Annotated in this window: 15 protein-coding genes; 11 read left to right on the forward strand and 4 right to left on the reverse strand. The window is 38.2% G+C overall.

Translation table 11 applies throughout. The annotated features are described in order from the left end of the window. Nucleotides 1-63: 63 nt before the first annotated feature. The 11 genes from DBO93_RS18315 to katG all read left to right on the forward strand — a co-directional run bounded on the left by DBO93_RS18315 (nucleotide 64) and on the right by katG (nucleotide 12,937). Nucleotides 64-1,392 carry a sigma-54 dependent transcriptional regulator gene (locus DBO93_RS18315; protein WP_108457620.1) on the forward strand — a complete coding sequence of 443 codons (1,329 nt, stop codon included), beginning with the start codon at nucleotides 64-66 and terminating at the stop codon, nucleotides 1,390-1,392. A gap of 44 nt (nucleotides 1,393-1,436) precedes the next feature. Then, nucleotides 1,437-1,646, forward strand: a complete 210-nt coding sequence (locus tag DBO93_RS18320) for a histidine kinase (protein ID WP_108457621.1) — start codon at nucleotides 1,437-1,439, stop codon at nucleotides 1,644-1,646. A gap of 72 nt (nucleotides 1,647-1,718) precedes the next feature. Then, on the forward strand, nucleotides 1,719-3,197 hold the full coding sequence (locus DBO93_RS18325) for a sensor histidine kinase (RefSeq protein WP_108457622.1): 1,479 nt from the start codon (nucleotides 1,719-1,721) through the stop codon (nucleotides 3,195-3,197). Next, the gene (locus tag DBO93_RS18330) at nucleotides 3,187-3,639 is read left to right on the forward strand and encodes a response regulator (protein WP_108457623.1); all 453 of its coding nucleotides are present in this window, start codon (nucleotides 3,187-3,189) and stop codon (nucleotides 3,637-3,639) included. The genes DBO93_RS18325 and DBO93_RS18330 overlap by 11 nt, the downstream gene beginning before the upstream one ends. A gap of 29 nt (nucleotides 3,640-3,668) precedes the next feature. After that, complete coding sequence (locus tag DBO93_RS18335) at nucleotides 3,669-5,612, forward strand: response regulator (protein WP_108457624.1); 1,944 nt, start codon at nucleotides 3,669-3,671, stop codon at nucleotides 5,610-5,612. A gap of 342 nt (nucleotides 5,613-5,954) precedes the next feature. Continuing rightward, nucleotides 5,955-6,383 (forward strand): hemerythrin domain-containing protein, encoded by a 429-nt coding sequence (locus DBO93_RS18340; protein WP_108457625.1) that lies wholly within the window; start codon nucleotides 5,955-5,957, stop codon nucleotides 6,381-6,383. Further along, nucleotides 6,380-7,318: a phospholipase A gene (locus DBO93_RS18345; RefSeq protein ID WP_239059042.1), complete on the forward strand. Its 939-nt coding sequence runs from the start codon at nucleotides 6,380-6,382 to the stop codon at nucleotides 7,316-7,318. Before DBO93_RS18340 ends, DBO93_RS18345 begins: the two co-directional genes overlap by 4 nt. Before the next feature lie 60 nt (nucleotides 7,319-7,378). Beyond that, nucleotides 7,379-8,998 (forward strand): diacylglycerol kinase family protein, encoded by a 1,620-nt coding sequence (locus DBO93_RS18350; RefSeq protein ID WP_108457626.1) that lies wholly within the window; start codon nucleotides 7,379-7,381, stop codon nucleotides 8,996-8,998. Between the two features lie 320 nt (nucleotides 8,999-9,318). Then, nucleotides 9,319-10,296, forward strand: a complete 978-nt coding sequence (locus tag DBO93_RS18355) for a mechanosensitive ion channel family protein (protein WP_108457627.1) — start codon at nucleotides 9,319-9,321, stop codon at nucleotides 10,294-10,296. Between the two features lie 84 nt (nucleotides 10,297-10,380). Beyond that, the gene (locus DBO93_RS18360) at nucleotides 10,381-10,530 is read left to right on the forward strand and encodes an entericidin A/B family lipoprotein (RefSeq protein WP_108457628.1); all 150 of its coding nucleotides are present in this window, start codon (nucleotides 10,381-10,383) and stop codon (nucleotides 10,528-10,530) included. Nucleotides 10,531-10,765: 235 nt separating this feature from the next. Beyond that, nucleotides 10,766-12,937, forward strand: a complete 2,172-nt coding sequence (gene katG / locus DBO93_RS18365; RefSeq protein WP_108457629.1) for a catalase/peroxidase HPI — start codon at nucleotides 10,766-10,768, stop codon at nucleotides 12,935-12,937. Between the two features lie 206 nt (nucleotides 12,938-13,143). On the opposite strand, the gene DBO93_RS18370 is transcribed toward katG, so the two are convergent. Genes DBO93_RS18370 through DBO93_RS18385 form a run of 4 tightly spaced genes read right to left on the reverse strand, consistent with a single transcriptional unit; the run spans nucleotide 13,144 to nucleotide 14,919 of the window. Next, nucleotides 13,144-13,668 carry a hypothetical protein gene (locus DBO93_RS18370; protein ID WP_108457630.1) on the reverse strand — a complete coding sequence of 175 codons (525 nt, stop codon included), beginning with the start codon at nucleotides 13,666-13,668 and terminating at the stop codon, nucleotides 13,144-13,146. Beyond that, entirely contained in the window at nucleotides 13,665-14,165 is a 501-nt protein-coding gene (locus DBO93_RS18375; RefSeq protein ID WP_162533830.1) for a hypothetical protein, read from the reverse strand. Before DBO93_RS18375 ends, DBO93_RS18370 begins: the two co-directional genes overlap by 4 nt. Beyond that, complete coding sequence (locus DBO93_RS18380) at nucleotides 14,114-14,431, reverse strand: hypothetical protein (protein WP_108457632.1); 318 nt, start codon at nucleotides 14,429-14,431, stop codon at nucleotides 14,114-14,116. Before DBO93_RS18380 ends, DBO93_RS18375 begins: the two co-directional genes overlap by 52 nt. Further along, nucleotides 14,428-14,919 carry an RNA polymerase sigma factor gene (locus DBO93_RS18385; RefSeq protein ID WP_108457633.1) on the reverse strand — a complete coding sequence of 164 codons (492 nt, stop codon included), beginning with the start codon at nucleotides 14,917-14,919 and terminating at the stop codon, nucleotides 14,428-14,430. The genes DBO93_RS18380 and DBO93_RS18385 overlap by 4 nt, the downstream gene beginning before the upstream one ends. Between the last annotated feature and the right edge of the window lie 21 nt (nucleotides 14,920-14,940).

Genomic DNA, 14,940 nt, shown 5'->3' on the forward strand with positions numbered 1-14,940 from the left:
ATTTGTTATGATCTCTTTATAAAGAAAAAACGTATATCGATTACGTTTATAAGGGAATAAAATATGCTACAGGTGCTATTGGTTGATGACGATGCTGAATTTACAGAAGTCGCGTGCCAAATAATAGAATTTTTAGGTCATGATGTTTATGTAGCGTCTACCTTAAAAGAAGCAGAAGAATGGTTAACCAATCAACAATTTGATCATGTTTTGCTTGATTTTATGTTGCCCGATGGCAGCGGCTTACACTTGATAGATTTTTTGAAAAAAAATCAACTTAGCCCTTATGTGACTTTAATAACAGGTCACCCTTCGGTAAAAGGTATGCTTGCAGGCTTGTGTGGTCCAAAAGTTAACTACATTGTAAAACCATTACAACGCGAAGATATTGAAGCGACACTGAATAGAAACACCAAAAAGCCCAAAAAAATCAACAGTAAAATGCCAACATTACACTTTGGTTGCCTTGTAGGTGAGTCAAAACCTATGCAAGAGCTATATACTATGATTGAGCGCGTAGCTAAAACCTCAGCTAACGTAATGCTCATGGGAGAAAGTGGTGTAGGTAAAGAAGTTGTTGCGAATGCAATTCATGCATCCACTGGCGCAACTGACCCCATCATTGCTACCAACTGCGGGGCTTTATCAAAAGAGTTAATTAGTAGTGAGCTGTTTGGTCATGAAAAAGGCGCATTTACAGGCGCGGTTGCTCGCAAAGAAGGGGTATTTGTTAGGGCCGGCAATGGCACACTTTTTCTTGATGAAATAACTGAAATGCCGCTCGACATGCAACCAAATTTATTACGCGCATTAGAAAATAAGCGTGTTATCCCGGTTGGTGGTACACAAGAAATTGAAGTTAATTGTCGTGTAGTTTCTGCTACAAACAGAACAATGGCTGAATTAGCTGAAGGAAAAGTAATTCGTGAAGATGTGTATTATCGTTTAGCCGTTTTTCCAATTAGCATCCCATCATTGAGCGAAAGAAAAGAAGACATTCCTTTACTTGCCGAAGTGTTTTTACAACAGCTGAACAATGAAAATGATGCAGAATTTGTTTGGACAACAGCACAATTAGAGACATTAAAAAATACCCCTTGGCCTGGTAATGTTAGGGAGCTTAGACACGCTATACACCGTGCTTTTATTATGAGTGAACCAGCAACCAAAACCATACAATTACCAAGTAGTTTTATCTCGCCCTTTGCTGCTGCAACAAATCAATCATCTGCCGTATCGGCAGGACAAACAATTGAAGGGCTTGAAAAAGAGCTTATTCGTGTCACCTTAGATAAAGTTGATGGCAACAAAACACAAGCAGCTGAAATGTTAGGCATAAGTACCAAAACCTTATACAACAGATTACATGCTTACGGTGACTTTACAGATTAATAGCAGAGTAAGTAGCTTTTAACAAACTATGATGAGGTAGTGCAGTGAATCAAGAAAACAACGATATTAATCATTTAATACATGATACTCGAGCGCCTTTAAATAGAATTTCTATGCAGGCAGAATTAATCAAAATGGTGTTAGAAAACGATATGCCAAAGGAAAAAGCAATAGCTGCCATCGATAAAATACTGGTCGCTTGCCAAGATTGTAGCAAACGTTTGCAAGATATTGCTGAACTGTCTCAATCGTAATGCTTTTTATTGTATATCAAACGTTTATAAAAATATTTCAGATGGTAATAATTGACCAGAAAGCGAGTAAACATGCCCATTAAAAAGCTTTTCGAAAACGCAGTATTTAACTGGGGGCTGATTACAAGTATCATCGTTATGGTGATAATAACTAATGGTTATTTAGCCATAAAAACCATTGAAGATTTATCTGATACTCAGGCCAGTTTATATAATACCGGAGATATTATAGGGGAAATAAATAACTTACATAATTTAGTTTTGATGGCTGAAACAGGCCAGCGTGGCTATTTACTGACTGAAATACCAGAATATTTAACCCCCTATGAAGATGCATTAGATAGCTTAAGCGATCAACTTACCAATACCCGAAAACTTCGCTCCGAAGTACCAGAACAAACAGAGCGAATTGCAGCTTTACTGATACTGGTAGAGCAAAAAACAAATGAATTAAAAAAGACCGTTGAATTAGCACTCGCTGACAAAGAAAAACGCGCGTTAAAACTTGTGATGACAGGTGCGGGTCGTAACTTGTATAAAGAGTTACGAGCCGAATTAGAATATATAAAAATACTCGAGATAAACCACCGAAACACCTTATTTGCCGTGCTTTCAACAGTTGAGCGAGAAGCAAAAGTTACTTTCGCTATTTCGGGTATTACCAGTGCTTTATTACTTTTAGGCTTAGCCTTTTTTGCCCGATTAAATACCAAAAGTGAAGTAAAATATCGTCTTCAACTTGAACAACAAAATGAAGAATTAGCGCAAAAAGTTGCTGCTCGAACCAAAGAACTCACGCTTTATTCAGATGAGTTATCACGCAGTAACCGTGAACTAGAAGATTTTGCCTTTGTAGCTTCACATGATTTACAAGAACCGCTAAGAAAAATTCGTGCTTTTGGTGACCGGTTACAAACAAACTACGCACAATCATTAGACGAAAAGGGCGCTGATTACATCAACAGAATGAAAAATGCGGCCGAGCGAATGTCAAATTTGATCAATGATTTGCTCGAGTTTTCGCGTATATCCACTCGCGGAAAACCTTTTACCAATGTGCCTTTACAACATCTTATTGAAAGTACCATTGGCGACATAGAGATCAGTATAGAAGAAAGCGGTGCAAAAATTTTACTGGATGATTTACCCGAAATTAATGCTGACGCGAGCCAAATGCACCACCTTTTTATAAACTTAATTTCTAACGCGATTAAGTTTCGAAAAGAAGATGTTAAGCCAATAATTATCATACAATATTGCCAACAAGAAATTGCTCAAGAGCAATGGCATATCATCACCGTAAAAGATAATGGCATTGGCTTTGAACAAGAGTTTGCCGATAAAATATTTGTACCTTTTCAACGGCTACATGCCAGAACTGAATATAAAGGTACGGGGATTGGTTTAGCCATAAGCAGGCGAATTGTAGAAAGGCATGGCGGTAAAATTTCAGCAACCAGTATATTGGGTGAGGGAACACAATTCAGGATTGAAATTCCTGTTAATAACACTTTAATTAACTTAACTGGAGAAGATACTAATGCTAAGTAGTAAAGGTAAACCTTTCACTATTTTGATGGCCGATGACGATGAAGATGATCGTTTATTAACACAAGACGCCTTACAAGAAAGTAGAGTTCGCAATAACTTATATTGTGTAGAAGACGGCGTGGAGCTACTCGAATACCTCAGAAGAGAAGGTAAATACGCAGATCCTGCCACCTCACCAAGACCGGGGTTAATTCTGCTTGATTTAAACATGCCAAGAAAAGATGGCAGAGAAGCACTGAAAGAAATTAAAGCAGATGCAGAATTACAAAATATACCGGTTGTTATTCTGACCACTTCAGGACAAGAAGAAGATAAAGTTAAAGGATATAACTTAGGCGCGGCATCTTATATTACTAAACCGGTTAACTTTGAAGGTTTAGTAGAGCTAATGAAAGCGCTAGGTAAATATTGGATAGAATTTGTTGAGTTACCCAATGAATAAATTATAAAAAGCCAATGAATATAAAAAATATGCCCACACCCGTTGCTCGTGTACTACTTGTTGAAGATGATGAAGATGATTACATTCTCACCAGTGAATATCTGAATCAGTTAGACTCACATACATTTGAAATAGACTGGGTAACCAATCCAACAAAAGCACTGGAGCAGCTTAACCTTGGAAAGCATGATATTTGCCTGCTTGATTATCAGCTTGGTGCATACAATGGTTTAACGGTATTAGAAAAAGCATCAAAAGCCGGCTGTTCTACACCTATAATAATGTTAACAGGCCAATCAGACGAGACGCTTGATCAGTCTGCGTTAGCTGCTGGCGCTGTTGATTATCTCGTTAAGGGTGAAATTACCACCTCAAGATTTGCTCGTGCTATTAGGTATGCCCTGGCTCGACAAGAAATTGAAAATGAACGGGTTGAGCGTATAAACGCCGAAATGCAAAATCAATCAAAAGATAGGTTTCTCGCACACTTAAGTCATGAACTTCGAACACCATTAACCTCAATACTCGGCTATACCGAAATATTATTAAACAGTAATAAAGCACCAAATGCTGAAACTGAACTCAATATTATATTCAATAATGGCAAACACTTATTAGGCTTGTTAAACAATGTCCTGGATTTATCAAAAATTGCCGTTGGTAAACTCGAATACAACTTTTCAACCATTAACTTAGACAGTTTCATCGCAGATATATTTTGCTTAATGCAAGTGCATGCTACAGATCAAAACCTTAAATTAGTAATGCACGCGCGCACCCCATTACCTTTAGAAATATATTCCGATCCTGTACGCCTTCGCCAAGTAATAATTAACTTACTTCATAACGGCATTAAATTTACCGAAAAAGGTCAAGTTTCGTTAAGTGTTTGGACTGAGCTAATCAATGAAAAAGAAATGCTGAAATTTTCAGTCGTAGACACAGGCCAAGGTATTCCAGAGAATATGTTAGGCAATATATTTAAGCCCTTTGAGCAAGTTGAAGATTTTATATCAAGAAAAGAACAAGGTGCAGGTTTAGGTTTATCAATTTGTACTGAATTAATTCAGCATATGGGCGGTTCAATCAACGTTCAATCTGTTGTAAATCAAGGTAGCGAATTTACATTTTCCATCGATCCTGGCGATATTGTTAATCAAGAACGAGTGCTACTGGCTTTTGAGCAAGAACATTCAACCCATGAATTTTTAACACTCACGCCATTACAAGGGCAGGTATTAGTCGTTGATGATATGGATGATATCAGACGATTAATTGGTCATATTTGTCAATCGTTTGGCCTCAATGTTAGTTATGCATCCAACGGCTTACAAGCAATAGAAGAATGTGAATTAGCTCGTGAAAAAGGTCATAGTTTTGATCTTGTTTTAATGGATATTCACATGCCAACATTAGACGGCAAACGAGCGATTCAAAAATTAAGAGCGTTAGATTTTAACAACCCTATTGTTGCTGTTACTGCTGCCACCATGAAAGGTGTAAAACAAGAGTTACTAGCACTTGGCTTTAATCATATTGTTGCCAAGCCAATAGACAAACACGAGCTATACCAAAGCTTAGCTAACTATCTCATGGTAGAAAACCAACCAAACTCAAATATATTGCAAGCCAGTGCACAGCGAATTTTAGTGGTTGAAGACGATGAAGACGCCGCTGATGTAACCGTACTATTACTTGAATCTCTAGGTGTTGAAGCAGTAAAAGCACAAACAGCTCAAATATGCCAAGACCTACTGCACAACGAAAGTAACTGGACGACAGTATTACTTGATCTGCATCTACCAGATGCCAACGGTCTCGATTTAGCTCAATCAATTAAACACACTTACCCAGATATAACACTAATATTAGTGAGTGGCGCAACAGTACCTGAACAGGCATTGAAACAGGCAGGTATTAATAAAGCGATATTAAAACCCATTAATCTTGATATTTTAAAAGCCCTGATCTAAAAGTCCTTAAATAGCTGCGTAATTAAGGGCTTCTAGACCTTAACAACCCTAAAATAATTACCTACCTACGTGTAAATGTTTCTAACACGCTAAACTCAGTACAATTCACAAAACAACAAAAGTCTTATTAAACAGCACTTTAATGTTATTAAAATATTGGTACGTATCTCGCTTATATAAAATCAATTAACTTCAGCGGGTGTAATACCCTCTTACATATCGAATTACTGTTCTCTAAAGTTGCCTAAGTAAGGCGGTTTTAAAAACCTCACTAAGTGATCTATTCATTAAGTTTGTGAGTATTAGTAATCGATTAAACGATGAATAAAACGAGGTACTTCTATGGATATTTTTGCCGCACTGAGCAGTGATCATGAAAAACAAAGATTGTTAATGAAAGCGTTAGTTGACACTACCGGTGATTCAGCTAGTAGACGCGACTTTTTTGTTGATTTAAAGCATCAACTCAAACAGCACTCTATTGCCGAAGAACGTCACTTTTACATGCCATTGATGAAGCTCGATAGCACAATAGAACTCGCTCGACATGCTATTGCTGAACATCATGATATCGACGAATTTATTGCAAAGTTAGAAACAACAGATATGGATTCACCCGTTTGGTTGAAAACCATGAAAGCATTACAACACAAAGTGCTCCATCACTTGGCTGAGGAAGAAAGAGAGTTTTTTCAACAGGCCGGTAAAAACTTAAGCGCTAGCCAAAAAACAGAGTTAGCTGTTCAATATCAAGCAGAGATGTCAAATTGATTAAAAAATTTACCTATAACTTCAACTCAACACTAATGCTGAGTTGGAAAAAAATATTACTAATAAGTGCGACTTTGCTTATTAGCTTTGGTATCAGTGCTGAAACCAAAGCTAATGATTTAGAGCTTACGTCAATTTTCGACCAACGTTCCGAGGCTGTAGGTGAAGCCATTGATAATCCATTTGCATTTTCACAACATAGGCTAAATTATATATTGCCTTTCTCTTATGTCAGTGATCCAAATACCCTCAGCGCTAGCGGTTTAAGTACTGAAAACGTTGACAACATAGAAGCAAAATATCAAATCAGCGTTAAGTTACCGTTATACCAAGTAGAAAATAGCACCTCTGGCTTATACATGGCTTTTACAGCGGTTTCATATTGGCAAGTTTACAATGGTGAAGCTTCAAAACCCTTTAGAGAAACTAATTATGAACCCGAATTATTTTATTCGTGGAGAAATGAGCTCACTTTCGCGGGTTTTAAATTCAACCAAATTCGGTTTGGATTAAGCCATCAATCTAATGGTCAAAGTGGTTTACGATCACGAAGCTGGAATAGATTATTTGCATCAGCAATGTTCAGTGATGCAGATTCCTTTTACCACATAAAAGCTTGGTATCGAATTAAGGAAGATGAAAAAGATGATCCCTTCGACTCAACTGGTGATGACAACCCAGATATAACCACATTTATGGGCCATACAGAGTTCGGTTACGGCACTACGCTTGGCGACTTCAATGTCATGGCGTTAATGAGAAACAACCTAAAAACCAGTAATAATAAAGGCAGTATTGAACTTAACCTTTCTTACCCAATAAGTGAAAGGTATGAGCTTTTAATGCAATATTTTAATGGCTATGGCGATTCGTTAGTCGATTATAATCGTCATCAACAACGCATTGGCTTCGGTGTTCAACTAAAGTTTATTTAAGCAAAGTTAATCTAATTTATTAGCCCAACTTAACCAGCGATCGAAAATAGGAGTCATTGCATGTTTATCGTGAAATATTATCTTATTGGCGCCATTTTGGCATTTTTAGCACTTTTATTAACGAGCACACTCTACTTTAAAGTTATTTTTGCTTGGGTTGGCCTGTCTTTATCGCTAGTTAGCTTAGCTTATATTTTCGATTTACCTTGGATTTTCAGAAAAAAAAGTAATGGCAGCATACCTTTCTATATTCGTTGGATTTTTATTCCTTTTTTATTAGGCACACAACTGTATAACGCATGGGCGAGAAAATATGACAAAGTACCTGCCATTCAAGAAATTGAGAAAAACCTGTTTTTGGCATGCCGACTTTTTCCGTCAGATATTCCTTATTTAAGAAAACAAGGTGTCAGTGCAATACTGGACGTTACTGCCGAGTTCGATGGTTTAGATTGGACAGCCGAGAATGAAGAATTAGCTTATTATAATTTACCTGTATTAGATCACAAAAGTCCTAAGTCAGAAGAGTTACTTAAAGCGGTTCATTGGGTAGACAACCATATTTCAAATGCTAATGGCGTAGTTATACATTGTGCTTTGGGTCGTGGTAGATCAGTTTTGGTGATGGCAGCTTATTTATTAAGTAAAAATAAATCGCTCAACGTTGCTCAAGCATTAGAAAAAATAACAGGAATACGCTCGACTGCAGGGTTGAATAAGGCGCAGCTGCGAGCATTAGTACAGTTTAATAAAGATAACTTATTCACAAAACAAAATAATATCTGGATAATCGCCAACCCAGTATCTGGCGGTGGTAAATGGCTGGAAAATAAAGCCGAAGTGATTCAACGATTATCCCCCTATTTTGTTTGCAATATTTTAGAAACAACCAAAGAAATTTCTGCTAAAACGTTAACCCAACAAGCGATTAAAAACGGGGCCAATACTATTATTGCCAGCGGTGGTGATGGCACATTAACTGAAGTAGCAACAGAATTAGTAGAAACAGATATAACCATGGGGATTTTACCTATGGGTACAGCGAACGCACTTGCACATGTACTTTTTGGCATCAGCTCAAAATTTATTCCGCTTAGCACAGCATGCGACGTTATTATTGCGGGTCAAAAAACTAAAATTGATAGTGCTAAATGCAACGAAAACTTAATGCTACTGCTTGCAGGTTTAGGTTTTGAAAACAAGATGATCACTGGTGCTAATCGAGAAGAGAAAAATAACGGTGGTCAATTCGCATACCTACAAGCATTTTTCCAAGCAGTAAACAGCAATGAAGTATTAGCCCTGAAAATAAAAATAGATGATCACCCTGAACAATCTGTCGATACAACGAGTTTAGTTATCGCCAATGCCGCACCATTCACCACGATATTAGCGCAAGGCAGAGGTGCACCGAATATTAAAGATGGTTTACTCGATGTTACTTGGATATCACCTCAACAAGACATGACTGATAATGTACTAAGTTTAGCTGAATTAGCTTGGTCTGGCCTTACCGAGCAATCACAGCCCGTTCAAAGTGAACATAACTATGCTAAGAAAATTGTTATCACTGCAGATCATGAACTTGAATATGTTATTGATGGAGAAGTATTTTCAACGAATCGTTTACATATAGAGGTTATGCCAAAATCGTTAAATATCTTAAGTAATGACGAATAAAGTTAGCATTACTCTTAATTTAATAAGGCTATAAAGTAATTAACCACAAAATTGCAGGCTTAACAATTTACCCTGTAAAAGTTACATGGCTTCTTTACCTAATCGATCAACACAAAAAATTAACATATCAATATCAGTAGCTTATGGATTGGCATAAGTCTTGATTATCTTTAATGACATCTTAATAACCACGGCATATAAAGAGGCTAACAATGAACAGCATAATTATCCCAATTGATTCTGATGATGATGACATTCAATAAAGAGTTGAATTTACATAAAAATACTAAAAGCACACGCTAAGAAAATTAAGGAAAACAATGAAATTAATTGAGTTAGATAAATTCTGGCCACTCATCAACGAAAAGCTTCAACTATGGTTAGAGGCAGGTATTCAGCACCTGCCAAATATGGTTGTGGCAGTTTTCATCGCGATTATATTTTCCATTATCGCCAGAATTGTCGGAAATGTTACTCGAAAGGTATTAAGAAAGGCCCTCGACTCCAAACAAATAGCTGACTTGCTATCATCGATTATTAAAGTTGTTGTGCTACTTTCAGGCATATTTGTGGCATTAGATTTTCTTGGTTTACAAGGCACAGTTACCTCATTATTAGCCGGTGCGGGTATTATTGGTTTAGCCATAGGTTTTGCCTTTCAAGATATGACCGAGAACTTGATTGCTGGTATTGCTATGGGTATTAGAAAACCATTTCAAATCGGTGACATTGTAAAAACAGAAGAAATTTTTGGTACCGTTAAAACCATCAATTTACGCAATACATTGGTTGAAACCTTTTTCGGACAGCTGGAAGTGATTCCAAACAAAATACTCTTTAGAAATGTGCTAACCAATTACAGCATTAATGGCATAAGACGTATTGAAGTACCTGTAGGTATATCTTACGCGGATGATCCTGAAGTGGCCGCTGAGGTTATTGTAGAAGCACTCAATGAGTGTGACTTTATTATCAAACAAGATGAAACGGCAGTTTTTGCAGAAAGCTTTGCAGACAGTAGTATTAATTTATTAGTTTGGTTTTGGATAGATTATCCAGGCGAAACCGGGTTTATGAAAGCAAGACATGAAGCGATAGTAAAAATAAAATCATCGCTCGAACAAGCTGACATATTAATACCATTCCCAATAAGAACGTTAGATTTTGGTGCTAAAGGTGGTGAAAAATTAAATACCATGTTGAGCCAAAAGGCGGATAAAAATGGTGATGATAAAGCGAGTTCAAAAAAATGCTGTAATAGCTCAACTACTAACGAAATTGACAGCAAAAATGCTTAATTGAGCCATACTCAATTAAATAACAAAAATGCACAATTTAATATTTTTAATCACAATAAGCTAACAACCTAAAAGGAAAGCAAAATGAAAGCAAAAACATACTATGCACACATAAAATCTATCTTAACGGTATTGTTGCTGAGCAGCGCTTTAGGTGCTTGTGCCACAATAGAAGGTGCCGGACAAGATATAGAAAGTGCAGGTGAAGCAGTACAAGATGCTGCTGATGGTTAATACCTTATTTGCACGAAAATAATTAACTATATTAAGCGTCACTTAACCACTGGCGCTTTTAATTATTTGAGTCAACTTAAACCAATTTATCTGAAACTTTTTGATATAAATTTAGGTCTATATTATTCGATTGTTTAACTGCTAGTTTTTCTAACCATGTGATCGCGTTAAGTAACTCTGCCGTACAATCCGATGACCTGATATATCTGTAGTAATTCACCCAAGGAAATTTAATATGAATGATAAAAAAACCGCTAGTGGAAAATGCCCTGTGATGCACGGTGGAGCGACAGAAAGCTCAATGACAAATATGCAATGGTGGCCAAAAGCGTTAAATCTCGACATTCTTCATCAGCATGATAGTAAAACTAATCCAATGGCCCCAGATTTTAATTATCGCGAAACAGTGAAAAACCTCGATATAGCGGCTCTAAACAAAGATTTGCACGAATTAATGACTGATAGCCAAGATTGGTGGCCTGCTGACTGGGGACATTATGGTGGTTTAATGATTCGTATGACTTGGCATGCTGCAGGTACATATCGTATCGCTGATGGCCGAGGTGGTGCAGCAACCGGAAATCAACGATTTACTCCGATAAACTCTTGGCCTGACAATGCAAATTTAGATAAAGCACGTCGCTTACTTTGGCCGATCAAAAAGAAATACGGTAACCAACTTAGCTGGGCAGATTTAATTACTTATGCCGGTACTATCGCTTACCAATCTATGGGTTTAAAAACCTTTGGTTTCGCATTTGGTCGTGAAGATATTTGGCATCCAGAAAAAGATACTTACTGGGGTGCAGAAAAAGAATGGCTTGCGCCAAGTGACAGTGAGAATAGCCGTTATTCAGGCGAACGTGATTTAGAAAACCCACTAGCCTCAGTAATGATGGGATTGATCTACGTCAACCCTGAAGGTGTAGATGGCAATCCAGATCCTTTAAAAACAGCCCATGATATACGCGTTACTTTTGAGCGTATGGCAATGAACGATGAAGAAACGGTTGCACTAACTGCGGGTGGTCATACGGTAGGTAAATGTCACGGTAATGGTGATGCATCAAAACTTGGCAGAGAACCAGAGGCCGCCGACATTTCTGAACAAGGCACGGGCTGGAACAACAAAGCCGAGCGCGGTATTGGCCGCGACACAGTAACAAGTGGTATTGAAGGTGCTTGGACAACAAACCCTACCCAATGGGATAACGGTTACTTCTCTATGTTACTTAAACACGAATGGGAACTCAAAAAGAGCCCCGCTGGTGCTTGGCAATGGCAGCCTGTCGACATTAAAGAAGAAGATAAACCTGTTGATGTTGAAGACCCAACAGTTCGCACTATGCCAATCATGACAGACGCTGATATGGCCATGAAAATGGATCCAGCTTATCGTGAGATAACTGAGCGATTTGCTAATGATGCAGAATATTTTTCTGATGTTTTCGCGCGTGCATGGTTCAAATTAACCCATCGCGATATGGGTCCAAAAGTTCGCTATTTAGGAGCAGAAGTACCGCAAGAAGATCTGATTTGGCAAGACCCTGTACCTGCTGGTATGACTGATTATGACGTTGAATCAGTGAAAGAAAAAATAACAGCCAGCGGCTTAAGTATTAGTGACATGGTTGCCACCGCTTGGGATAGCGCACGAACCTATCGTGACTCTGACAAACGTGGTGGTGCTAATGGTGCACGTATTCGCCTTGCGCCACAAAAAGATTGGCAAGGTAACGAACCAGCTCGCCTAAGCAAAGTATTAACAACGCTTGAAGGTATTGCTGTCAGTAGCGGTGTCAGCATTGCTGACGTTATTGTGTTAGCCGGTAATGTTGGTATTGAACAGGCAGCTAAAGCTGCTGGTGTAGATGTTACTGTACCTTTTGCCCCTGGCCGCGGTGATACTACAGATGAGTTAACTGATGTCGACTCATTCGAAGTATTAGAACCGTTGCATGATGCATATCGTAATTGGCTTAAAGGTGATTACAAAGTTAGCGCGGAAGAGCTAATGCTTGATCGTACACAACTGATGGGATTAACCGCACATGAAATGACCGTATTAATTGGCGGCATGCGTATGTTAGGCACTAACCACGGTGGCACTAAACATGGTGTATTCACAGAAAGTGAAGGTGTATTGTCAAACGATTATTTCGTGAACTTAACGGATATGAACTATAAGTGGCAGCCTGTAGGCGACAACTTATATGAAATTCGTGAACGTAAATCAGATAAAGTTAAATGGACAGCAACACGTGTTGATCTAATATTTGGTTCAAACTCTATTCTTCGTGCTTACAGTGAAGTTTATGCGCAGGATGATAATAAAGAAAAATTTGTTCATGACTTTGTCGCGGCGTGGGTAAAAGTAATGAACGCTGATCGCTTCGATTTAGCATAATATTTCTTTAGAACAGCCCCCTACACAAATAATGTAACCCTAAGTGTAGGGGATTAATTTTCTGCCAGACTTTATCCAAATAAGGTTTGGCAGAAACATTCCTTTTTAGCTCTTCTATTTCTACTTCATAAACTCTACGCCGTAAATTCTGCAGACTAATTCAAACGTTATCCGATGTCATAGATATAAAAGACGAATAAACGATGTTATTTATCGTTTGTCTCTAACTTTTTAGATAAGTTCTCGACTACATCTGCAGCATTGTAGCCTGACTCGTTAGTCATAACGCCTTTGCCCATGCGAATCTCTAAAATACTGTGTACTTCTTTGCGGCTATTAGCACTACTAAATGACACACCTATCTCGTTAGTTGGGCGAGAGTATGTTTCACATGTTAATAAACCACAACGGCGCTCAATGCGTTGTTGGCGTGACAAACCAATAGCTGAAGCAGGTTCAACTTTTTCAGATTCAACAAAAGTTTCTTTACTGGTTACTACAAACCAATCAAAGCCTTGTGCTTGAGTGAGTTCAGCAGATCTTAATAAAGCATAATCTGCGGCGTCGGCAACACTAGTTGAGACACTTTTAAACTGCACACGAAACCTGTCGTTAGTAATTTTTTGCTCACTATAACCCACTGAACCTTTATTTGCAGGACGGTAATCCGGCTTTGAAGAACAAGCTGTTACCAGTAAAGTCATCAAAATAATTGTAATAAGTGTTTTCATTTTTCACCTCGGTTATTTTTAGTTGTTTGCCAATTATTAGTAATAGCTCGTTGTTCTTGAGCTCTATCCATAGCAGGTCCTTTGATCATATCGTCAATAGCGCTATCAAGTTGAGCATTGTTGGACGCCGTACGATAATCTGCCAAATTTTCTGCCAGATTTACTTTTTCTGTTAGCTTAAGCTGCCATTGCGTGTTTTCTTTACAGGCAATATTAACGCTAGTTTTTTGCTCGTTTACGTGTTGAAACTGACGACAGTAATCGCCTGCATGGTTGGTAAAACTTAAATTTGCCGTTATTGCATCGCCTTGTGTTGTTATTGACATTTCACCACTCGGCACCTGATCTAAGGCTTGCGCTACCCCTGCGGTAATGACTGACGATTGTTGCTGTGATTGCATCAAAGTTACAGTACCAACACCAAATAGCATGGCAACGCCGGCCGCTAAAGCATAATGTTTTTGTATGCTTTTATTGATACTTTTCCAACGTGACAAACTAACAACATTTCCCCTGTCACTGAAGGTTTATCTTGCGCTATTTTTTTATCAATTTTTTTAGCTAGTTGCAACAAATCATCAGCAACAGGTGTTGTATCCATAATGGCCGAATTTTCTACCACCCAATGATCTACCTGTGCTAATTCAGCTAAGCGCATCACTAAATCGTCATCAGTTTCCAGCGCACAACGTACGGCTTCCATATCTTCTTCGCTAAGTTCCGCATCTAAAAAAGCACTTAACATTTCATCACTTATTTTCATGCGTCTGCTCCTAATCGATAAGGTTTCATCATATCCACTAATGCGGCACGCGCTCGCGATAACCGACTCATCACAGTACCAACCGGGATTTCCATTGATGATGCCACCTCTTTATATGACATACCTTGTACCGCGACTAAAGATAAAATAGCACGCTGTTCGTCAGGTAACGTATTCATCGCTACATTAACATGGCCTAGCATTTCTTTGCTGTCGAATACTTGCTGTTCATCCATGCTTTTTGGTTCTTGCAATTCAGGCTTAAGCACAGCATTTTGTCTAACTTTACGAGCACGGTATTCATCAATCCATACATTGCGACAAACTTTAAATGCCCATTTAGTGACATCAACTTCAGCAGGCACGCCTTTTGTTAGTATTTTTTCCAACGTAGTTTGCACTAAGTCGTCTGCATCAGCAGCATTCCCCGTTAATGAGTAGGCAAAGCGTCTTAGCATTGGTAGTATGTTTTCAATGGTTTTATGCATGTTTTTACTCCTCTTACTTAA

Source organism: Colwellia sp. Arc7-D (assembly GCF_003061515.1).
In the GTDB taxonomy this organism is placed as follows: domain Bacteria; phylum Pseudomonadota; class Gammaproteobacteria; order Enterobacterales; family Alteromonadaceae; genus Cognaticolwellia.